This is a genomic window from Rhizobium sp. WYJ-E13 (assembly GCF_018987265.1).
Taxonomy (GTDB): Bacteria; Pseudomonadota; Alphaproteobacteria; order Rhizobiales; family Rhizobiaceae; genus Rhizobium.
Genome location: NZ_CP076854.1, coordinates 834,462 through 855,853, shown reverse-complemented (window position 1 = coordinate 855,853; position 21,392 = coordinate 834,462). Strand labels below are relative to the sequence as shown.

At 60.7% G+C, this 21,392-nt stretch carries 19 protein-coding genes and 2 pseudogenes; 13 read left to right on the top strand and 8 right to left on the bottom strand.

The annotated features are described in order from the left end of the window. Positions 1–32 precede the first annotated feature (32 nt). A complete protein-coding gene (locus KQ933_RS25470) occupies positions 33–887 on the bottom strand; it encodes a helix-turn-helix domain-containing protein (RefSeq protein ID WP_216760583.1) in 855 nt (284 codons plus the stop codon). A 104-nt stretch (positions 888–991) separates the two neighbouring features. Here KQ933_RS25470 and KQ933_RS25465 point away from each other — a divergent pair, with 104 nt between their 5' ends. From KQ933_RS25465 to KQ933_RS25425, 9 genes are all read left to right on the top strand, one after another. Next, positions 992–2,308 (top strand): alpha-glucosidase/alpha-galactosidase, encoded by a 1,317-nt coding sequence (locus KQ933_RS25465; protein ID WP_216760582.1) that lies wholly within the window; start codon positions 992–994, stop codon positions 2,306–2,308. 205 nt (positions 2,309–2,513) lie between these two features. Then, positions 2,514–3,308, top strand: a complete 795-nt coding sequence (locus KQ933_RS25460) for a DeoR/GlpR family DNA-binding transcription regulator (RefSeq protein WP_183733063.1) — start codon at positions 2,514–2,516, stop codon at positions 3,306–3,308. Continuing rightward, complete coding sequence (locus KQ933_RS25455; protein WP_216760581.1) at positions 3,305–4,267, top strand: N-acetylglucosamine kinase; 963 nt, start codon at positions 3,305–3,307, stop codon at positions 4,265–4,267. The genes KQ933_RS25460 and KQ933_RS25455 overlap by 4 nt, the downstream gene beginning before the upstream one ends. A 27-nt stretch (positions 4,268–4,294) precedes the next feature. Next, complete coding sequence (locus KQ933_RS25450; RefSeq protein WP_216760580.1) at positions 4,295–5,551, top strand: sugar ABC transporter substrate-binding protein; 1,257 nt, start codon at positions 4,295–4,297, stop codon at positions 5,549–5,551. Then, on the top strand, positions 5,548–6,465 hold the full coding sequence (locus KQ933_RS25445) for a carbohydrate ABC transporter permease (RefSeq protein WP_216760579.1): 918 nt from the start codon (positions 5,548–5,550) through the stop codon (positions 6,463–6,465). Before KQ933_RS25450 ends, KQ933_RS25445 begins: the two co-directional genes overlap by 4 nt. Then, positions 6,465–7,322, top strand: coding sequence for a carbohydrate ABC transporter permease (locus KQ933_RS25440; RefSeq protein WP_216760578.1), 858 nt, complete (start codon positions 6,465–6,467; stop codon positions 7,320–7,322). The genes KQ933_RS25445 and KQ933_RS25440 overlap by 1 nt, the downstream gene beginning before the upstream one ends. A gap of 11 nt (positions 7,323–7,333) precedes the next feature. Continuing rightward, entirely contained in the window at positions 7,334–8,290 is a 957-nt protein-coding gene (locus KQ933_RS25435) for an SIS domain-containing protein (protein ID WP_216760577.1), read from the top strand. Further along, positions 8,287–9,588: a D-tagatose-bisphosphate aldolase, class II, non-catalytic subunit gene (locus KQ933_RS25430; protein ID WP_216760576.1), complete on the top strand. Its 1,302-nt coding sequence runs from the start codon at positions 8,287–8,289 to the stop codon at positions 9,586–9,588. The genes KQ933_RS25435 and KQ933_RS25430 overlap by 4 nt, the downstream gene beginning before the upstream one ends. A 76-nt stretch (positions 9,589–9,664) precedes the next feature. After that, positions 9,665–10,735, top strand: coding sequence for an ABC transporter ATP-binding protein (locus tag KQ933_RS25425; RefSeq protein WP_216760575.1), 1,071 nt, complete (start codon positions 9,665–9,667; stop codon positions 10,733–10,735). 14 nt (positions 10,736–10,749) lie between these two features. On the opposite strand, the pseudogene KQ933_RS25420 reads toward KQ933_RS25425, so the two are convergent. Together KQ933_RS25420 and KQ933_RS25415 are read right to left on the bottom strand one after the other, a co-directional pair. Continuing rightward, positions 10,750–10,959, bottom strand: a pseudogene (locus KQ933_RS25420) (DUF2934 domain-containing protein); the annotation flags it as partial. Between the two features lie 361 nt (positions 10,960–11,320). Next, a pseudogene (locus KQ933_RS25415) lies at positions 11,321–12,094 on the bottom strand (siderophore-interacting protein). A 319-nt stretch (positions 12,095–12,413) separates the two neighbouring features. Between KQ933_RS25415 and KQ933_RS25410 the strand changes: the two are divergent. The 3 genes from KQ933_RS25410 to KQ933_RS25400 all read left to right on the top strand — a co-directional run bounded on the left by KQ933_RS25410 (position 12,414) and on the right by KQ933_RS25400 (position 13,942). Further along, positions 12,414–12,677: a DUF982 domain-containing protein gene (locus KQ933_RS25410; protein ID WP_183725293.1), complete on the top strand. Its 264-nt coding sequence runs from the start codon at positions 12,414–12,416 to the stop codon at positions 12,675–12,677. A 109-nt stretch (positions 12,678–12,786) separates the two neighbouring features. Further along, positions 12,787–13,692: a lytic transglycosylase domain-containing protein gene (locus KQ933_RS25405; RefSeq protein ID WP_253958418.1), complete on the top strand. Its 906-nt coding sequence runs from the start codon at positions 12,787–12,789 to the stop codon at positions 13,690–13,692. Positions 13,693–13,774: 82 nt separating this feature from the next. Next, positions 13,775–13,942, top strand: a complete 168-nt coding sequence (locus tag KQ933_RS25400) for a hypothetical protein (RefSeq protein ID WP_216760574.1) — start codon at positions 13,775–13,777, stop codon at positions 13,940–13,942. Here the strand turns inward: KQ933_RS25400 and KQ933_RS25395 are convergent. The 5 genes from KQ933_RS25395 to KQ933_RS25375 are packed head-to-tail and all read right to left on the bottom strand — an operon-like array spanning position 13,939 to position 18,878. Next, positions 13,939–15,003 (bottom strand): DUF2218 domain-containing protein, encoded by a 1,065-nt coding sequence (locus tag KQ933_RS25395; protein WP_216760573.1) that lies wholly within the window; start codon positions 15,001–15,003, stop codon positions 13,939–13,941. The two genes, KQ933_RS25400 and KQ933_RS25395, sit on opposite strands and share 4 nt — an antisense overlap. Beyond that, positions 15,000–15,842, bottom strand: coding sequence for an ABC transporter ATP-binding protein (locus KQ933_RS25390; RefSeq protein WP_216760572.1), 843 nt, complete (start codon positions 15,840–15,842; stop codon positions 15,000–15,002). The genes KQ933_RS25395 and KQ933_RS25390 overlap by 4 nt, the downstream gene beginning before the upstream one ends. Then, a complete protein-coding gene (locus KQ933_RS25385; RefSeq protein WP_216760571.1) occupies positions 15,839–16,879 on the bottom strand; it encodes an iron chelate uptake ABC transporter family permease subunit in 1,041 nt (346 codons plus the stop codon). Before KQ933_RS25385 ends, KQ933_RS25390 begins: the two co-directional genes overlap by 4 nt. Next, the gene (locus KQ933_RS25380; RefSeq protein ID WP_216760570.1) at positions 16,876–17,919 is read right to left on the bottom strand and encodes an iron ABC transporter permease; all 1,044 of its coding nucleotides are present in this window, start codon (positions 17,917–17,919) and stop codon (positions 16,876–16,878) included. The genes KQ933_RS25385 and KQ933_RS25380 overlap by 4 nt, the downstream gene beginning before the upstream one ends. Then, positions 17,916–18,878 (bottom strand): iron-siderophore ABC transporter substrate-binding protein, encoded by a 963-nt coding sequence (locus KQ933_RS25375; RefSeq protein WP_253958428.1) that lies wholly within the window; start codon positions 18,876–18,878, stop codon positions 17,916–17,918. Before KQ933_RS25375 ends, KQ933_RS25380 begins: the two co-directional genes overlap by 4 nt. A 380-nt stretch (positions 18,879–19,258) precedes the next feature. Between KQ933_RS25375 and KQ933_RS25370 the strand changes: the two genes are divergently transcribed. Continuing rightward, positions 19,259–21,388 carry a TonB-dependent siderophore receptor gene (locus tag KQ933_RS25370; RefSeq protein ID WP_216760568.1) on the top strand — a complete coding sequence of 710 codons (2,130 nt, stop codon included), beginning with the start codon at positions 19,259–19,261 and terminating at the stop codon, positions 21,386–21,388. Positions 21,389–21,392: the final 4 nt, after the last annotated feature.

Genomic DNA, 21,392 nt, shown 5'->3' with positions numbered 1-21,392 from the left:
GACAGGGGATTCGATAGCTGCCTAGTGCTCTGTCACGGCTTGCCGAGCGACAGGCGGAATTGCCGGGGCGTGGTGCCGGTCCGCTGCTTGAAGACATCGTAGAACCGGCTGCTGGAGCCGAAGCCGCAGTCCAGAGCAATTTCCAGGATCGACTCTTCGGTTTCGGCCAGCCGCTGCATTGCTCTCGCGAGACGATATCGCGTCAGGTATTCCATCACCGAAATGCCGAGCACATCGCGAAACGCCCGGTTGGCGGTGGTCGGATGGATATTGGCGCGCTTTCCGAGCAGCTCCAGACTGAGCGGCTCGGAAAAGTGCCTGTTTATCAGGTCGGTCAGTACTTCCGAATGGTGGATTGCCGGGCTGGCCGGCATCACGGGCGCCGCGACCGAAGAGCCCTGGCCATCGGCATGATCGAGGATAAGCCGGCGCAATCGGAGCTTGGCCTCCTCGGCAATCAGCTGACGCCGTACCGGATCACCCCTGCCCCATTCCTCGACCCATGCAGAGAGGATTAGCGGTGTCGTCTCATGGCGGTGGGGCTCGACCACGAAGGCGCCTTGCATGATCGCCTGCCTCGCCCTCTTGTCTATGGACAGAGCAAGAAAATCGACGAGCGGAAGATAGAGGCAGATGAGCGGCGCTTCCTGCGTCACCAGAATGGTCTGATGAGGAATGGCCGCCCAGAACAGGACAAGGCGGCCGGCCTCGACCTGCTCTTGCCGGCCATTGAAGAGATAGGTCATGGCTCCGTCGAGAAGCAGGTTGATTTCGACATGGTCGTGCCAATGCGCAGCGCTCATGGCATCTGCCGTGTGACGCTCGATCAGAAAGCCGCGTGGCGATCCCGTCCATTCGCCACTTGTGTCGGAATGATCGTCTTTCATGTCACTATCACGCTTCGATCCGGGAATACTAACGCCATTAAGCGGAAGAAATTCTGATTTGGAAGAGGCAAAGACAAGGCAACCTTGATTGACGGGAGATCAAAATGCCGAAGATTTGCCTCGTGGGTGCGGGCAGCACCGTTTTCGCGCAGAATATTCTGGGGGATGCGCTGTCGACGCCTTCCGGCAGCGACTATGCCATCAGCCTGTTCGATATCGATCCCGAGCGGCTGAAGACATCGGAGATTGTCGCAAGGCGCATCTGCGAGGCGCTCAATCTGCCCAACGTGACGATCGAAGCCACCCTCGATCGCCGCGAAGCGCTGCGCGGATCAGATTTCGTCATCTTGATGATGCAGGTCGGCGGCTATAGGCCGGCGACGGTGACGGACTTCGACGTGCCGAAGAAATATGGCCTGCGGCAGACCATCGCCGACACGCTCGGCATCGGCGGAATCTTCCGCGGGCTTCGCACCATACCGGTACTGGAAGCGATCTGCCGCGATATGGAAGAGGTCTGCCCCGGCGCGTTGCTCATGCAATATGTGAACCCGATGGCGATCAATTGCTGGGCCATCAAGGAGCTGGCGCCGTCCATCCGTACGGTCGGCCTTTGCCACAGCGTCCAGCATACAGCCGCTCATCTCGCGACGTGCCTTGGCGAAGACATCGCCGATATCAACTATATTTCGGCGGGCATCAATCATATCGCCTTCTTCCTGAAATACGAGAAGCTGCACGCCGATGGCAAACGTGAGGATCTTTATCCCCGCCTGATGGCGCTTGCTGGTGAGGGTCGCGAGCCAACCGACGACCGGGTCCGCTTTGACGTGCTGAAGCGGCTCGGCCATTTCGTGACGGAATCGAGCGAACATTTCTCGGAATATACGTCCTGGTACATCAAGGACCGCCGCCCCGAGCTCATCGACAAACTCAATATCCCGCTCGACGAATATATCAGCCGCTGCGAGAGGCAGATCTCCGAATGGCATACGCTGCGCCGCGATCTCGAGGGCAACAAGCCGATCGACGTCTGCCGCAGCAACGAATATGCTGCCGGCATCATTCACGCTGTCGTCACCGGCAAGCCGGCGCTGATCTACGGCAATGTTCCGAACAACGGCCTAATCGAGAATCTCCCGCCCGAATGTGTCGTGGAAGTGCCCTGCCATGTCGACAGAAATGGCATCCAACCAACCCGTATCGGCAGGATCCCGTCACAGCTTGCGGCAGTTATGAAGCTCAGCATTTCGGTTCAGGAACTCACCGTCGAGGCAGCGCTGACACGAAAGCGCGACCGTATCTACCAGGCGGCCCTACTCGATCCGCACACGTCGGCCGAACTGTCTCCGGACGAGATCTGGAGCCTCGTCGACGACCTGATCGAGGCGCATGGCGACCTTCTGCCAGGATATCACTAAGCCCGTTCCCACGCGGGTTCTCTCATAGAAGACGCTCTGCAGCCGGCGCGCCGTCTTTCGGGACGGTGCGCCTTTGTTTTTGATCATGAATAAGCAATCGCCCAATCTGGAAAAGATCATAAACGATCATAATTATGATTGACATTGATCGAATTGGGTGTGAACTTTGGCGCAAGAAGACAGGATTGCAGCAGGGGGATAGCCGGTGAACCAGAGTGGCGGAGTGAAGACCGATCGGCTCGATGCCATCAGAAGCCATCTCTATGCGAACGGTTTCTCGACCATTCAGGACCTCGCCGATGCTGTCGGCGCTTCGCTCGCGACCGTGCGGCGCGACCTGCAGGTCCTCGAACAGGATGGCGCTATCGATCGGGTTCATGGTGGCGCCCGCATCGCCGAGGGTTCTTCGGTCGAGCTCGCCTTCCAGGAGCGCGAAAAGCGTCATCTTTCGGCAAAGCGCGCTATCGCCAATGCGGCATATGAGATGCTCCTGCCCCGCACGGCGATCTTCCTCGACGCCGGCACGACGGTTCTTCAGCTCGCCCGGCTGATCCGCATCAATCCGATGCCGCTGCGCATCTTCACCAACGGCCTGATCGTCGCCCAGGAATTTCTCAATATTCCAAACCTTGAGGTCGTCCTTCTCGGCGGCCAGCTGCGCAGCGAAAACGCCTCGCTCGTCGGCCCGCAGGCCGAGGCGATGCTGGAAACGATCTGGTTCGATCAGCTGTTTCTGGGTGCCAGCGCCATCAGTCCTGATGGTGCGATCTACAGCGTGGACAGTGCGGAAGCGAGCCTGAACCGGCGCATGTTGTCACGTTCGGCCAACGGTTATGTGCTCGCGGACTCCTCGAAATTCGGGACGATGGCAACCTACAAGGTCGCGCCTTTGAATGCCGCAAAGCTCATCACCGATAAGGGTCTGACACCACAATGGCGCGCCGAGCTCGCCAATTTCGGCGTCGATACGACCTTCGCCGAACTCGGAGCAAAAGAATGAGCGAAGAGCTGATCCTCGGCATCGATGGCGGCGGAAGCAAGGTGCTCGTTACATTGGCCGATAGAGATGGCCATATTCTGCGCACCGCGCTCGGCGGCGGCGTCAATCCCATGGACAATCCGGACTGGCGCCACGAACTGGAGCGACATATCGAACCGTTCCGCAACGAGGAGGGGCTGACTGCCGTCGGCGCGGCCTTGCCGGCCTATGGTGAAGTCGCGCATCTCTCCGCTCTCCAGAAGCAATGCATCGACCAAGCCTTTCCGGACATCCGCAAAGCCGTGCTCAACGATGTCGACGCCGCCCATCTTGGTGCATTTGCCGGTCGTCCAGGCATCCTCGTCCTGTCGGGAACCGGCTCCATGTCCTGGGCGCGCAACGGCGCTGGGCTGTCAACGCGTGCAGGCGGCTGGGGCGATGTGATCGGCGACGAAGGCAGCAGCTACTGGATCGGTCGCAAAGCGCTCCAGCTCATCAGCCAGAGCCTTGATGGACGTGCCAAGCCGACGGCACTGGCGAAGGCAATTTACGATGATCTCCAGCTCGACATTTCCGATCCGATCAATGCTCTCGGCAGTTGGATCAACGGGCTTGCACGACCACGCGCGGCTATTGCCGCGCTCTCCATCCTTGTTGACCGAACCGCCCAGCAGGGCGACGAAACGTCGATCAGCCTGATCGAAAAGGCGGCCGACGAGCTTGCCAAGCATCATTGGGCGATATCAAGCCATTGCGAGGCCGGCACCGATTGGACTTATGCGGGCGGCACCTTTTCCAGCCGTCTCCTGCTCGAAGCCGTCGAACGGCGGATCGGCCGACGGGCGATTTTACCTGTACTTCCTCCTATTGGCGGCGCGCTTCTGGCCGCCGCCCAACTTCTCGACTGGCCGCTGGACGAAGGCTGGTTCGGGCAAATCGCGGTCGAGGCTGAAACCGTGATCGCGCGATCAAGACAATGAGTGTCAACGATAACGAAGGATGGGAACATGCGTAAATTTATATTGCCTTTGCTTGCCTCAGCAGCCTTGGTGATTGCCCTGCCTGCTTTGGCCGATGATGCCAAGCCGCTTGCCGGCCAGTCGATCACGGTCCTGATGCCATCGCCGCAGGGAGCCACGGTCGCTGCCGATTTTGAAGCCGAGACCGGCATTCATGTCGATCTTCAGACCCTGTCATGGGACGACATTCGCCCGAAACTCGTAACGGCGCTGGTCGCCGGCACGGCGCCGGCCGATGTCACTGAATTCGACTGGTCCTGGACGGGTCAGTTCAGCGCCGCCGGCTGGTACATGCCACTGAATGATGTGATCGATAAGGACACGGTCAACGACATCGGCGTTGCGAAGATCTTCACTGTCGACGGTCAGTTGCTCGGCGTGCCCTACACCAACGACTTCCGTGTCATGCTGGTCAACAAGAAGCACTTCACGGATGCCGGCGTTACCGAGATGCCCAAGACACTTGATGCGCTGGTCGCCGCGGCCAGGAAGATCAAGGAGAAGGGCATCTCCACCTATCCGATAGGCCTGCCGCTCTCGGCAACGGAAGGTGCTTCGACAAGCTGGTACCTGCTGACCAAGGCCTTCGGTGGCGAACTCTTCGACAAGGATTTCAAGCCGCTTTTCCTCACGCCGGATTCAGCCGGCTACAAGGCACTCGCCTTCGAACTATCGCTCTTGAAAGACGGTCTGGTCGATCCGGCCTCGACTGGCCTCAAGGACAGCCAGATCAACGAGAGCATGTTTGCCCAGGGACTGACCAGCATCATGATCTCGGGCGAACCCGGCCGCCTGGGTCAGATGAACGATCCGAAACAGTCCAAGGTCGCCGGCCAGGTGGAAGCGATCCTCGTGCCGACCGAAAGCGGCCAGACCCGCAGCTTCGGCCTTCCGGAAGCACTCGCCATTCCGAACGTGTCGCAGAACAAGGAAGCGGCGATCGCCTTCGTCAAATGGTTCACCAGCAAGGAGTTCCAGAAGAAGAACGCGGCAAACGGCTTCCTGCCGACACGCACATCGGCTCTTTCCGAACTCAATACGGAAGGCAAGCTGACCAGCGGCGACGCACTTGTCGCGCAGTCGAAGACCGTCGAGCCGTTGTTCCAGCAGGGAACGCCGCCGTGGTACCCGCAGTTTTCAAGCGCGGTAAATACGGCGATCAACAGCGCGGCGAAGGACCAGATGACGGTTGATCAGGCCATGCAGGCCATCGCTGATGCCGCCAAGCAGGCGATGGCGCAATGACAACAGCCACCGCTGAAGGTGTGGCAGCCAAGCGTAGTGTCGGCCTCAACGCCGACACCATGCTCGGACTGCTGCTGGTGCTGCCGATCCTTGTGACGATGGCAGCGCTGGTCTTCTATCCGATGGGACGAACGGTCTGGGACTCGCTGCACCGGGTTAATCCGATGCAGGCGGGAACACCCTTCGTTGGCTTGGAAAACTACATGCGCATGCTGTCGGACGGACAGTTGGCGTCGACCTGGACGAATACGCTCATTTACGTCGTCCTTGCCGTCGCTGCCGAAACCGTCTTTGGCGTGCTCGCCGCAGCGCTAATCAATCAGGTGAAAGTCGGGCGGCAATGGGTGCTTGCGGCCGTCATCCTGCCCTGGGCGCTTCCCGGCGTCGTCAACTCCGTCATCTGGCTGTGGATCTACCAGCCCGGCGCCGGCCTCTTGAACGGCATCCTCGTCGCACTTGGCCTGCCCTTCGAAAATCATGTCTGGTTCAACGACCGGACGAGCGCGATCATCGCAGTCACCGTCGTGCATGTCTGGCGCATGATGCCGCTGACGATCGTCATCGTGCTCGCCGCCATGCAGAGCATCCCGGCCCATCTTTACGAGGCCGCCCGTATCGACGGCGCGACGCGGGTGCAGATGTTCAGCCTGGTGACGCTTCCCCTCGTACGCAGCGCCATTGCCGTTGCCATGACGAACGCGACCGTCAACGCCTTCAACCTCTTCGACGAAGCCTGGGTATTGGCCGGGTCGAGCCTCGAAACGCGGCCGATCCTCGTCCAGATCTATCTCGAGACATTTCAGAACCTGCGCTTCTCCTACGGCATGGCGCTTTCGGTCGTCATCACGCTGGTGTCGCTGCTGGTCTCGCTCGTCTACGTCCTGCGCGTCTATCGCAACACACGGTTCGACTGATGAAACCAAGCTTTCTCCATCGCCTGATGATTTGGGCCGGTCTTGCCGTGCTGCTGATCTGGTCGCTCGGCCCGATCTATTGGACGCTCGCAAGCTCCGTGACGCCGACGGAAGATTTTTCGACGCGGCCGATCCGCTTCTTCCCGCAGCATTTCACGCTTGACCACTATTCGCGCCTGCTCGGCATCAACATTTCGCGGATCGGCGGGGTGGAGGTCTGGAAACAGTTCCGTGCCGCGCTGCTCAATAGTGTGATCACTTCGGTGGCTGCCACGCTGCTTTGCGTCGCAATCTCGGCACTCGGCGCCTACGCCTTCACCAGGATGCGCTTTCCCGCACGTCAGCTTCTGTTTGGCGCTGTCGTCGCGACACTGGCCATCCCTGCCTATGCGGTGCTGATCCCGCTCTATCAGATCATGATCAAGATGCACCTGGTTGATACCTATACCGGGGTCTCGCTGATCTATGTCTCGGCCTATCTGCCGCTCTCGCTCTGGCTATTGCGCAGTGTGTTCGAGCAGCTTCCGATCGCTCTCGAAGAGGCGGCACAGATCGATGGTGCCGGCCGCCTCTATATTTTCTTCAAGATCGTGCTGCCGCTTGCCGGTCCCGGCCTGACGGCGGCTGCCATCCTGACCTTCCTGGGGGCGTGGGGCCAGTATCTCGTCCCCCTCATCTTCTCGCCGCAGGCGACAAAACCCCTGACGGTTCTCATTCCCGAATTCGTCACCAAGAACTTCATCGACTACGGGCTGATCACGGCAAGCGGATCGATTGCGATCGTCATCCCTGCCCTCGTCGTCATCTTCCTCAACCGTTACCTCGTCAGCGGTCTGCTGGCTGGTTCGGTCAAATAATCGGAGACAACATGAACACGACCGAAAAGGTAATCTTCGAGCAGTTCCCTTATTGGGAAAAGGCTATCGGCTCGAATGCGGCCAGCGGCAAGGCAGACGATCTCCTCGTCTTTGTCGGCTGCGGCACCTCCTTCAACCTCGCTCTGTCTCTCGCCGCCCATGCCAATAGCCTCAAGCGCAAGGCGATCGCAGTTCCCGGCGCAGAATGGCTGAACCGACCCTCGTCCTTCTGGCCGGAATGGCAGAAGACGCATGTGGTTGCGCTCTCGCGAAGCGGCGAGACGACGGAAACGGTTGCCGCCGCCAAAGCGAGCCGCGCAGCCGGAGCCTTCGTGACTGCCGTGACGGTCGAGCCCGAAAGCGCGCTTGCGAAAAACTGCGACCGGTTGATCTGCTCGCCGACCCATCCCGACGAGGGCATCGTCATGACGGTATCGGCAAGCCTCATGGTGTTGCTGAGCCTGCAGATGATCGGCCAGATCGTCCCGGCCTCGGTGGTCACATCGGCTCAAAAGTTGGCGAACGCGCTCGATGCCGGGCTACCCGATATCATCAAGGACCGCTCGCACTTCGTCTTCCTGGGCAGCGGGCCGCTTTTCGGTATCGCACTCGAAGGCGCCCTCAAGCTGATGGAAATGAGCCAACTGATGACGCAGGCCTTTCATCCGCTAGAATATCGTCACGGGCCGATCAGCCTCGTCGACGAAAAGACGGCAGCCGTCATGCTTTACAGCTCGGACCAGAGACAAGCCGAGGCCAAGCTTGTCGGCGAACTGCGCGAGAAGGGGGCTGTCGTCATCGGTCTCGGCGGCCCCGGCGATCTGGAGGTTCCCGTCGATGTCGATCTGTCGCTCGCCGGTCTCGTCGTCCTGCCGGCCTTGCAGATCCTCGGCGAACGCGCCGCGCAGGCGCGCCACATCGATACCGTCTCGCCGCGCCACCTCACCAAGGTCGTGACACTGGTATGAGCGCCGCAATCGACCAGAACCGCCGGATCGCCCTGGCAAAACTGTTCGGCGGAAGGGGCCTGCCCCTGCCGCGCGGCATCACATCTGTCTGCTCCGCCCATCCGCTTGTGATCGAAGCCACGTTGCGACGTGCGGCCCTGCAGGGAGAAGCGGTCCTCATCGAGGCGACCTGCAACCAGGTCAATCAGGAAGGCGGCTATACTGGCATGACGCCGGCGGACTTCCGAGCCTTTATCGAGCAGATTGCAGGGAGTATCGGTTTTCCCACCAATCGCATCATACTCGGCGGCGACCATCTCGGCCCGAACCCGTGGAGAAAGCTCGGCGCCGAGGATGCCATGGCCCGAGCCGAAGCCATGGTGACGGCCTATGTCGAGGCCGGTTTCGAAAAACTGCATCTCGATACGTCGATGGGATGCGCCGGTGAGCCATCGGCACTTGCCGACGAGTTGACCGCCGCAAGGGCAGCGCGCCTGGCGAGGGCGGCGGAAGACGCTGCCCGCCGTATCGGTGCTCGTCTGCCGACCTATGTCATCGGCACCGAAGTGCCGCCGCCGGGCGGCGCAACGCATGCCTTGGCCGAACTCGACGTCACGCAACGGGAAGCCGCTTTGAGCACGCTTGATGTTCATCGCCAGGCTTTCATCAAAGCGGGCGTCGGTGCGGCACTGGAGCGCATTATCGCCATCGTCGTCCAACCGGGCGTCGAATTCGGCAACGCCAATGTCGCGCTCTACAAGCCGGATCGTGCAAAGACGCTGATCTCCGCGCTCGATGAGATGAAAGGTCTGCTGTTCGAAGCCCATTCCACTGACTATCAACCGGCCGCTTCGCTTTCGGCGCTCGTCGATGGCGGATTTGCAATCCTGAAAGTCGGCCCTGGGCTCACTTTCGCATTGCGCGAAGCCCTCTATGGCCTCGACGCGATCGCTGCCATTCTAGCCGGAGACAGACGCGCTGACGGGCTGAAAGCGACTATGGAAGAGATCATGCTCGCCGAGCCCGGCCACTGGGCCGGCCACTACGGCGGTACGCCCGACGAACAGCGCCTGCAACGACATTTCAGCTACAGCGACCGCATCCGCTATTACTGGCCCGATGCGCGTGCGGCGGCGGCGGTCGAACGCCTGTTTGCCCTACTTCCCGACATTATCCCGGAAACGCTGATCAGCCAGCATCTTGCTCGCCTCTATCCCGACGTGGTGGAGAAACGCATCGCACCGAATGCTCGCGAACTCTGCCTCGCCGCTATTGATGCAGCGCTGGCGCCTTACGCTGCCGCAACGGCGCCTCGATAGCAGGCGCGTTCATCACCGCATATCGCTCCGGGTGAGCGAGTGCAGATCGATATCAGTTTTCTAGCCGGAGACAGTTATGGCGTCCGTAAACGTGGCGAATGTCCGCAAGAGCTATGGTCACTTCGAGGTATTGCATGGGGTCGACATCGACATCCGCGACGGGGAATTCGTCATCCTCGTCGGCCCTTCCGGCTGCGGCAAGTCAACCTTGCTGCGCATGATCGCGGGGCTTGAAGAGATTTCTGGCGGCAAGGTGTCGATTGGCGGCCGGGTCGTCAATAATGTGGCGCCGAAGGAGCGCGACATCGCCATGGTCTTTCAGTCCTATGCGCTTTATCCGCATATGACCGTCGAGGCGAATATGGGATTTTCGCTGCGGCTGGCGAAGGCGCCGAAGGATGAGATCAGAGGTCGCGTCCGTGACGCCGCGCAGATCCTCGGTCTCGAACATCTGCTCGACCGCTACCCGAGAAATCTCTCCGGCGGCCAACGTCAGCGCGTCGCCATGGGCCGCGCGATCGTCCGCCAGCCGCAAGTCTTCCTCTTCGATGAGCCGCTGTCCAATCTCGATGCGAAGCTTCGCGTGCAGATGCGCTCGGAAATCAAGCAGTTGCACCAGCGACTGCAAACGACGACGGTCTACGTCACGCACGATCAGATCGAAGCCATGACGATGGCGGACCGGATCGTGGTGATGCGCGACGGCTACGTCGAACAGATCGGCTCGCCGCTCGATCTCTACGACCGGCCGGCCAATCTCTTCGTCGCCGGCTTCATCGGCTCACCGGGCATGAATGTCATCAGGGGCAAGATCAGCAGTTCGGGACCGTTGGAGTTCATTGCCGATGGTGGCGCGCGCCTGCCGCTGCCGGAAAGTGCTTCGTCAGCGCGAGGCTCGGAGGTGATCTATGGCATTCGCCCGGAACATCTATCCGTCAATTCGAACGGCGTGAGTGTCGAGGTGGCGGTGATCGAACCCACCGGAGCCGAAACCCAGATTAATGCCAGGCTCGGATTGGATCCGGTTGTCGCCACGGTGCGGGAGCGCCTGTCCCTGCAGGCCGGCGACACCGTCAGGATGATGCCGGATCTCGGCAAACTGCATCTCTTCGACGCCAAGACCGAAAAGCGCCTGTCGATCGACTAGCGACGAGAGTGAATATCGCCGCTCTCACCTGCACCCTGCAGCAGAGCGGCATCGTCGCGATCATCCTCGTCGATCAATTCCTGCAATGTCTCATGTTCCTCGTCTTCGCTGAATTCATCGGATGCCTGCAGCCAATGGCGAAGCGCATTCCCTTCCGGGCGACCTTCCTGCTCCCAGATCTCGTAGGCACGCTGACGAATTGCTTCTTCCTTGTCTCTGGCCATCGCGCTACCTCCAATCTCCGCATGGTCGCTGGCATGACTTCTCAGTGCTACGACGGGTCACTCGCTTTCATCCTTTGTGTCCGGCGGTCGGACCGTTGGCGGAGCAATTGGTCCGACGTCCTTCGCGCGGCGCTGTTCGGCTTGGGGGTTGGTGTGGTCTGCATCCATGGCCGTATCTCCTTTGCTTAGAAACACGGCCATCCGCCCGATGTTCCGCCGCACGGCAAAACGAGAATGAGCGGCTTCGCGCCGCACGGGCAGCAATGGTGAACACGATCGAGACGGAGCTCGGTGGCCCCTCCGCAGATGGGGCCATTCCCTGAGCGATGGGCGGAAGCTCCTAAACGCCATCAGTCCGCTGCTATCCGAACTTCTCGGTCGTATCGGCCTTGCCCTTGACCCAATAGCCCGATGCCTTGATCCAGCTAAGCGGATATCCGCGATCTTCGGTGAGATAAGAGCGGATTGCCCGCACCACTGACGCCTCAGCCGCGATCCAGACGAATGTCTGGGGAACGATGTCGATTCCTGCCAAAGCAGCGATCAGCGGTTCGGCATTCGTCGCATCGGAGAGAGGACGGTAAACCCAGCGCATCGTGAGCGTTGCACCTGTCTCAAACGACTGCTGCTCTTGCGGGTCTGCGACTGCGGCGATTGTCGTAATCGTCGTTTCAGCCCCGCTTTCCTCAATTCGCCGGCCAATGGCGGGCATAGCCGTCTCATCGCCGATCAGAAGCCACCTATTCACTGTACCGGCGACAACGGCCGAACCACGCGGGCCACCGATTTAAAGAGGCGTACCAACGCTAGCGTCGATTGCCCATTGCGTGGCAGGACCCGCCTCATGCAAAGCGAAGTCGATGGTCAGACGACGAGTTGCGTTGTCGTAGCGACGCGGGGTGTAATCCCGACGTTCCTCGGCGCCATCGGTACCGGACACGATGATCTTGATATGGTCGTCGGGTGCCAGGCTCGTGAAATCGGCGAGATCTTCACCCTTCAGCACGATGCGTCGCATGCCAGGCGTAATATCCGTCACGCTCTCGATCGTGAGGGAGCGGCGACGCAATTCATGGCGGACCCGCTCGATTGAGGGCGCAGGGAACGAGTGATCTGTGGATTGCTTGTTATCCATCATGTCCTTCCGGGGCTTCGGAAAACGATCCGCAGGACACAGTCGCGCAGATCGAAACCGCAAAGCCGTTCGATCATACGCGTTGAGTGACGTTAACGCTTACGTGGCCCGCTCGCATCCGGCCAATGACGATCTTTCTTTAGCGGAGGGTTGAATGCCGCGCAATGAAAACTTGAGTTTTAATATCCATTTTTCTAGCGTTGCCCGGCCGCCAAATCCGACCCGCAGCCCTAAAGTTGTCGGATGCACGATTTTCACACGCGATCGGTATGGTTCTTGCAACGTTACCAATATCCTTACGTTGGGGAGACCAAGTGTAATGGAATGGAACATATACGAGCGCTTTCCACCTCTGGTGCTGATGCTGGGTGGCCGAGAAAAATACAGGGTCCTCAGAACGTTGAGAGACGCCGCTGAGGTTTTGATTGCGGACTGGCCGTCCGAGGACGGCGAGGAATATGTTGTGGCCGTCAAGGCCTGCGTCGATGCCATCACCGGACAAATCGATGTCAGCGAACTGCAGGATGCCATTCGCCGTGCGGCTGCCGAAGCAGGCATTGCGATCCTGACGGTTGTGCACTGAAGCCCGCGGCCTTGGCCGCGGGCGAGGAAGGACGCTTGCCGTCTTGCTTGAAAACCGCGACGATGTCGTCAGGCAAGGTTTGGCGATGATGAGATGCGGCAGATTCTTAATGGCTGCGGTGCTGGTTTCCGCAGTATGGGCTGCGGCGGCGCCCGCGATCAGCACTGCCGAGCCGTCCGCTCCAGAAGCGGCTTGCCTTTACCAGGGTGACGCTGGTGACGGGCAAACGCTCTGCATCCGAAAAGATCACTTCAATGCCGATCTCTGCGCCGTCATGGACCGTTTCGCAGCGATTCACAACATTCCACCTGCCTTCTTCGCCCGCCTGATCTGGCGCGAAAGTCTGTTCCGTCCGGAAGCAGTCAGCCCCAAGGGCGCGGAAGGCATTGCGCAATTCATGCCGGGCACCGCCCGCTTGAGAGAGCTGGAAAACAGCTTCGATGTCGTTCAGGCGCTAAAAGCCTCTTCCCGCTATCTCGACGAACTTAGGCTTCGTTTTGGCAATCTCGGGCTTGCGGCAGCCGCCTATAATGCGGGCGAGTCCGGTCTCAGCCGGTTCCTCTCCTCCGGCCGCCTACCGATCGAGACCCGCGACTATGTTTTCGCAATTACCGGCCAGACCGTCGAAACCTGGCGGGACAGCCCTCCGGAGACCGCCGCTCCGGACCTGCGGGACGGAATGCCATTCCGGGAGGCATGTGTGGCGCTCGCCGAAACGCGGCAGATGAATGAGCCAGTCCTCACCGGATCGGCTGACTGGGCGCCCTGGGGCGTGCAGCTTGCCGCCCACTATAATCCGTCCGTCGCGGATCGGCTCTTCACGGTATCGGTGGCAAAGCTTCCCGAACCACTGAATGCGGAGCGCGCGGTGATCGTGCGGCAGAGAGGCGGAAATTTTGGCTACCGGCCACGCTATGCTGCAAGAATCGGTAGAGAGACGCGTGCCGAGGCGACCAAGCTCTGCAGCACGATACGCGCTGCCGGCGTCGCCTGCACGGTCTTCAGAAATCGCTGATTCCGAAACCTATCCGACTGTTTAGTAACGGAGCGCCATCCGGGCTGCTAGGTTTGAGAGGTTTGATGTAAAGGAGATTGAGATGATCAAGACAGCCGAGCCAGCCAACAAGCCTGCGGACACTGAAAGCGCTGAGCAGGAGCAGGACGATTTTCTTGAGGAGTCGCTCGAAGAGACATTTCCGGCAAGCGATCCGATAGCGCCCGGTCGACCGGTTCGGGAACCGTCAGAGGATGCATCCTCAAGCTAGTCGGCTTCCCGTTCCCAATACCAGGCGACATACATGTTCTTCCTATCGTGCCGGCGGGACTTCAGGTAGGTGCGCATGGCGCGCACATCCTCCTTCTCGCAGGCAAACCAAATGAAGGTTTCACCCTCGGTTGCGGCAATCGTCTGTTTGGCTTCTTCCAGCAGAACGCCCTTGGCGCCATTGGCATAATCCCGGCGGTACAACCAGCGCACGTCGAGCGAGCCTGCCGAGTATAGTGGCTGTTCTTCCGTTTCGTCAGCGACCTCGATGATTGCCTGCAGCCGCGCACCCGCTGGTACTTCCTCAGCGATACGGGCGATGGCCGGAAGCGCGCTTTCATCACCGGCGAGCAGGATGGACCGCGCCACCGGAAGACTGCCGCCGCCGGGGCCGAGCAGGGCCACCCGTTGCCCGGGCTCAGCATCGCGGGCGAAATCGGCGCCGGGCGTTTTGATGCCAGGGGCCGAATGCTGCAGGAAGTCGATCCAGAGTTCGCGCTTTTCGACATTGACGGTGCGGATCGTGTAGACGCGCACCAGAAGCTCGTCTTCGCCCTCGGGCCAGGCAACGCGGCCATCCGCGCGCAGGCCTGGCCAGACAGGTGCCCTGCCCTTTGGCGGCACGAGCAGGCGCACATGCATGTCGCCGCCCATGAACGGGGTGACATCGGCGCAGGCGAATTTCACCCGGCGCATGTGCGGCGTCACGTTCTCTGCGGAAATGACGGTCACCTCATGAATGTTCGGCAACACGGCAAGCGATGCGGGATGGGACCAGGCGAGCTCCAGCGGATCTTCGCCTGCGAAATAGAAGAGATGCTCGGCAAGCATCGTGCGGCTCATCTGCAACGCCTTCTCCGAGGGGCAGGAAAGCTCGATCAGCAGCTTGCGGTCCTCAATACGGATCTCGGCAGTGCCGGCCTTGCTCTTGAGAAGCGCGAGGTCGCCGCGCCGTTGCACCTCCGCATGTTCGACGAAGTGCTCGCAGATCTCGCCGAGCATGGCAGCCGCATCTCTGGGAAGCGCTACACCCGAGAGCTTGAATTCCTGAGCGATGGTCATCTGCCCTCCTTGTGGAATGCGTGTTGTGGGTCGGCCCTGCCCTCCGCCATTCGGTGGCGACCGATCGGCAGCATGATTGGCCGGCCGGATGTGGGATCGGTGATGATGCGGCTTTGAAGGCCGAAGACGTGCCGCACATTGTCTTCCGTCAGCACATCCTGCGGCAGACCGGACACGTGGATGCGGCCATCAGTCATGGCGACGAGGTGGTCTGCGTAGCGCGCCGCGAGATTGAGGTCATGCAGCACCATGACGACGGTGGTGCCGCGCGCATGGTTGAGATCGGTCAGGAGGTCCAGAACCTCAACCTGATGGCTGATGTCGAGAAAAGTCGTCGGCTCGTCGAGTAGCAGGATCTCCGTCTGCTGCGCCAGCGCCATCGCAATCCACACGCGCTGGCGCTGGCCGCCCGAGAGCTCGTCGACCGGCCTTTCGGCAAGTTCCGAAGTCTTTGTGGCGGTAAGCGCGGCGTCCACTGCTTCGTCATCTGCACGGGTCCAGCGTGAAAACAGGCTCTGATGCGGATGGCGCCCGCGGCTCACGAGATCTGCGACGGTAATGCCCTCGGGCGCGATCGGCGATTGCGGCAACAGCCCCAGCTTGCGCGCAAGGTCGCGCGGCGGCATGCGATGGATCGACTTGCCGTCGAGCAGCACTTGGCCCCTACGCGGCGAGAGCAGCCGCGACATAGCGCGCAGCAGCGTGGACTTGCCGCAGGCGTTCGCCCCGACGATGGCGGTTATCTTGCCGGGAGGTACGGCGAGATCAAGACCATGCAGGATCTCGTCTTCGCCATAACCTGCGGAAAGCCCGGTGACTGTGAGGGTATGAACGGTCATAGCGAGCCTCCGGTGCGGTTGACGCGCACGATCAGGAAAATCAGATAGGGGGCGCCGAGCGCGCCGGTGACGACACCGACCGGATAGCGGCTCGGCAGCAGAAACTGGCCCGCATAATCGCCCGCCAGTACCAACACCGCACCGACTAGGGCGGCGGGAATGAGGATCGAGCCGTTATTTCCGACGATGCGGGCGGCAATCGGCCCCGACAGGAAGGCGACGAAGGCGATCGGGCCTGTCACCGCCGTTGCCGAGGCGATCGTGCCGACGGCTGCGATGATGACCACGACGCGCGTGCGCGACACACCGACACCAAGGGCGGCAGCCATATCATCGCCGAGCCGCAACGCCTCCAGGTCGCGTGTGCGGCTGAGCAGCAGTCCGCCAAAGACGGCAAGCGCCAAAAGCAGGGGAGCCGCCTGGTCAAGCTGGGCACCGTTGACGCTGCCCGTCAGCCAGCGGATCGCTTCCTGCAGGCTCCAGGCCGGCGCCTGCGACAGGATGTAAGCGATGACGCTTTCCAGCATCGCGGATACGCCGATGCCGACGAGGATGAACCGTGTGCCCGCCACTCCGTTGCGGAATGACAGGCTATAGACCAGCAGCGCCACACTGAGGCCCGCAATGACGGCGACGACAGAAACGATCGGCCCCTTCAGCGACAAGACGACGATGACGAAGACCGCCGCCGCACTCGCCCCCGAACTGATGCCGATAATATCGGGGCTTGCGAGCGGATTGCGCAACATGATCTGGAAGGCGACGCCGCCGAGCCCGAAGCTCAGGCCGGCGAGTGCCGCAAGTACAGCTCGTGGCAGCCTCAGCTGTCCAACGGTGAAGGCCGCTCCCTGCACATTCTCACCGAGCAACACGCGGATGACATCGCTGGGCGAAGTGAAGGACTGGCCAAGCGACAGAGTGAGCGCAAAGAGTGCGACGACAAGGCAGAGCAACAGAAAAACCATGAGCGCATGCCGACGCGCTCTGCGGCGGCGGTTATCGATGATGCTATCGAGGGAAGAGACAAGCACGGTCATAATTCACGCACCCGCTGGCGCCGGACGATGGCAATGAAGAATGGTGCGCCGACAAGCGCTGTGACAATGCCGACATCGAGCTCAGCAGGTCTCGCAACGATGCGCCCGACGATATCGGCTGCGAGCAACAGGCTGGCGCCGCCGATCGCGGAAAAGGGCAAGAGCCAGCGGTGATCGATCCCGACCAGCAGGCGGCAGAGATGCGGCACGACGAGGCCGAGAAAGCCGATCGGACCGCAGACCGCCGTGGTCGCGCCGCAGAGAAGGATGGCGCCGAGTGCTGCAACGCCGCGGGCAAGCGCCACGCGTTCGCCAAGGCCGGCCGCCAGCTCATCGCCGAGCGCCAGCGAATTCAATTTTCGCGCCGACAGCAGGCTGATGAGGAAGCCGATCGCCAAAAATGGCAGAACAGGAAGGATGCGCTCAAAGGTCGCCCCGCCGACCCCGCCGATCTGCCAGGAGCGGATACCGCCGGCGATGTCATTGCGCGGCAGGACAACGGCAATGACCATGGAAGCGAAGGCGACCGAGGTCGCTGCGCCGGCAAGAGCCAGTTTCAAGGGCGTTGCGCCGCCGCGTCCGAGCGAGCCGATCGTATAGACGAAGACCGCCGAACATCCGGCGCCGAAGATCGCCGTCCAGATATAGGCCTCGTTCGAGGAGATATCGAACCACGCGACCGCAACGACGACTGCGAGCGATGCGCCCATGTTAACACCGAGAATGCCCGGATCAGCGAGCGGATTGCGTGTCACTCCCTGCATGATTGCGCCCGCAAGGGCCAGCGCTGCACCAGCGACGACGGCAAGCAGCGTGCGCGGAATGCGTACCGTCACCGCCGCCTGACCGATATTGTTCGCATGCCCGGCCAAGGCGGCGAAGATATCGACCCAGTCCACATCGCGCGTGCCGACCGTGACCGAGAGCGCACAGAGGCACGCAAGAGCCGCGGTGAGCCCGATAAGCCAGAGGCTGCGAGCCTGGTTCGACCGGGCGGATGCTGGCGGCCGGGACGATGATTTTCGGCTGCGCACGATCATTGAGACTTGTTAGGAGACTTTCCGGCGGCGTCTGTGAGCAGCGCCACATAATCTCTGAGAACCCAGGAGATCGACAGCGGCGTCGGATTGGCGGCAGTGCCGACCGGATCGCGGCCAAGTGTCACGAGCGCGCCCTTGGAGACAGCTGGCATTCTGGCCATCAGCGGGTTCTTCTCCAGCGCTTCGAGCAACTGCTGGCTTCCGTAGGTGACGACAATATCGACATCATCGAAGGAATCGATTCGTTCGGCGCTGATCGAGCCTGCGAACTTGCCCGGCACGGAGGCCTCGACGACGCTCTTTGGAGACTTCAATCCGAGATCGGCGAAGAATTTCACGCGCGTATCGTTCGTCGTGTAGAAGTTGACCATGCTGAGATCGGTCGCATTGAGATGCGTGATGAACATCGCCGACTTACCCTGCAATTCGGGATGGCCGGCGACGGTCTCTGATATTTCGCCCTCGATCATCTTGATCAACGCTTCGCCTTCTGCGGCCATGCCGAGCCCGGCACTGTCCAGTCGGATCATGTCGCGCCAGTCGGTCGACCAGGGCGCATCCGGATAGGCGACGACAGGAGCGATCTGGCTCAGCGTATCGTAATCGGACTGGCTGAGGCCGGAATAAGCCGCCAGAATCACATCCGGCCGGGTGGCAGCGACCGCCTCGAAATCGATGCCGTCACCTTCGTCGAACAGGACGGGCTTTTCGACGTGCAATTCCTTGAGCTTGTCGGCCACCCAGGGTAGCAGTCCGTCACCGTCATCATCACCGAAATTGGCAGCCGCAAAACCGACAGGCACGATGCCGAGCGCCAGCGGCACTTCATGATTGGCCCAGGCGACCGTCGCGACCCGCTCCGGCTTCTTGGTGATGACGGTCGTGCCGAAAGCATGCTTGATGATGACAGGATAGGACGTGCTCTCGTCAGCCCAAACGTTGCCGGGCGCAGTGGCCATAAGCCAGGTACACGTTACCGCCAGTTTCGCGGCCAGAAGCAAAAAGCGCAGCATCACGCAAACTCCGCCTGTTTTAAGTTGACCTCCACTTTCAGGTTAATCTACCTGCGTCAACGGTCATGCCAGCGCTTCAGGGCTGTGGCGTTGAGATTTCCGTGGGATCCTACAAAACACGGGAAATTTACAATACTGGACAACATTGCTCAAGTTAGTAGCCGTCGCAGGGACATCGAACCAACCATTGCGGCTGCCGATCCGGGCAAATCTCCCGTTCGCGCCGGCCGCTGACGTGCCGTTCGGACCGACCCTCAAACCGGCATTCCATTCGGCACCCCCTGTCGAAGGGCCGAAACGGCGACACCAACTTCTGGAACGTGAACATGGATATCGAAAGAACAGGCGCTCACTCGAGACAGACCCTCCTCCGCTACCGGAATGCGGTCCTTCTCGGTTGCACGGCGCTTGTCGCCCTTGCGCCGGGCGCGGTGCTCGGTCAGGAGAGCGGGAATTCCAATACCGTTACCAATCTCGCGCCTATCGTCATCCAGGGCAGCGGCCTCGATACCGACAATGATTCGAAATCGATCGTCGCGACCAAGACGATCAGCGGCAACGGTATGGCGACAGACATTCTCGACACGCCGGCCTCCGTCTCCGTCATCACCTCGAAGGAAATTCAGGAGCGCGGCGCGCAGGATACCGAGCAGGTGTTGCAATATACATCCGGCGTCACCACCGACTTCTATGGTTCGGACGACCGATTCGACTATTTCAAGATCCGCGGTTTCGATGCCTATACCTATCGCGACGGCCTGACGCTCGGCGACCCCTTCGGCGGCATTCGCGAAGAGCCCTTCGCTTTCGAGCGCGTCGAAGTGCTGAAGGGGGCCAATTCCACGACCTTCGGCGTTTCCGACCCTGGCGGCGCGGTCAACTTCGTGACCAAGCGGCCAAAGAGCGAGCGCTTCGGCGAGGCCTATGTCACCGGCGGCTCCTTCGATCATCGCGAGACGGGTGTCGATTTCGGCGACAACATCACCGAGGACGATACATTCTCCTACCGCATCACCGGCAAGGTAAAGCGCGCCGACGAGGAATATGATTACTCGCAGGACGACGAGAATTTCTTCATGGGCGGCCTGACCTGGCGCCCGAGCGCCGATACCAACCTGACCGTGGTCTATGACCATCTGGACAAGAACGGCGTGCCCGGCAGCGGCGGCCACCCGGTTGGCTCGGATTTTGCGAGAAGCCGCTTCTTCGGCGAGCCTGATTTCAACTATCGCGACGTCAACAGGAACACGCTGAGCGTCATGTTCGATCATGACTTCGGTTCGGGCCTGACCCTCAGCTCGAATGCGCGCTACAGCAATACCAAGAGCAATTTCGGCTATGCCTATATCTCGGCGACGCCGACGAACGGCTCGACCATCGCCGACCGCGCCTTCTTCGCCAATGACCAGGCGGTCGAAAACTTCATCATCGATACCCGCCTGCAATATGAGACGAACTTCGAGGACATCGACAGCCGCAGCCTCGTCGGCCTCCAATACAACAATCTGCAATCGGACAATGATGGATATTTCGGCGGAGCTCCTGGCATCGACTGGACGAACCCCGTCTATACAGGCGCACCGACCTCGGTTCCGCTCTACCAAAGCCTGACAAACAACCAGAAGACCACGGCCCTCTATTTGCAACAGGACCTGACCTTCTTCGACAAGCTGACCGCCTCCGTCGGCCTGCGCAACGACTGGCTTGACCTTCAGCAGCAGAACAACATGGTTGGCTCGACGACCGACGCCGATCTCAGCGAGTTCACCAAGCGCGCCGCGTTGAGCTACAAGGTCACTGATCAGGTAGCCACCTATGTCAGCTACGCGGAATCGGTACTGCCGGCCTCGCTGACACTTGATCCCGAGCGCGGCGAACAATGGGAGGTCGGCGTCAAATACCGGCCCGACGAATTCCCTGCCCTCTTCAGCGCAGCGGTCTACGACCTGACCAAGAACAACATCACCCGCACCAATCCGGCGACCGGCTTCCAGGAAACGATCGGCGAGGTGCGCGTGCGCGGTATCGATCTCGAAGCCAAGGCTGAAGTCACCGACAATATCAGTCTGACGGCCGCCTATTCCTATATGGTTTCCGACATCGTTGAGAACGGCACGCTTGGCAACGAGGGCAACGAAATGTCCTTCGTGCCCAACCATACTGCCTCGCTCTGGGTCAATTACGGCATTCCCGGCAACGGCTTCCGCGGCGACATGAACTTCGGCCTCGGTGCACGCTACACGGGCTCCTACTACTTTAACGACGCCAACACCCAGTCGACGGGCAGCAGCATCGCCTTCGATGCCGCCTTCAGCTACAAGATCCAGGAAAACACATCCTTCGATGTGAACGTCAGCAACCTCTTCGATGAAAAGCATGTCGCTTATGGCGGCTTCGGAGCGGATTTCTATAACCCGGGCCGTGCGATCTACGCGACGCTGCGCCAGACCTGGTAACCGG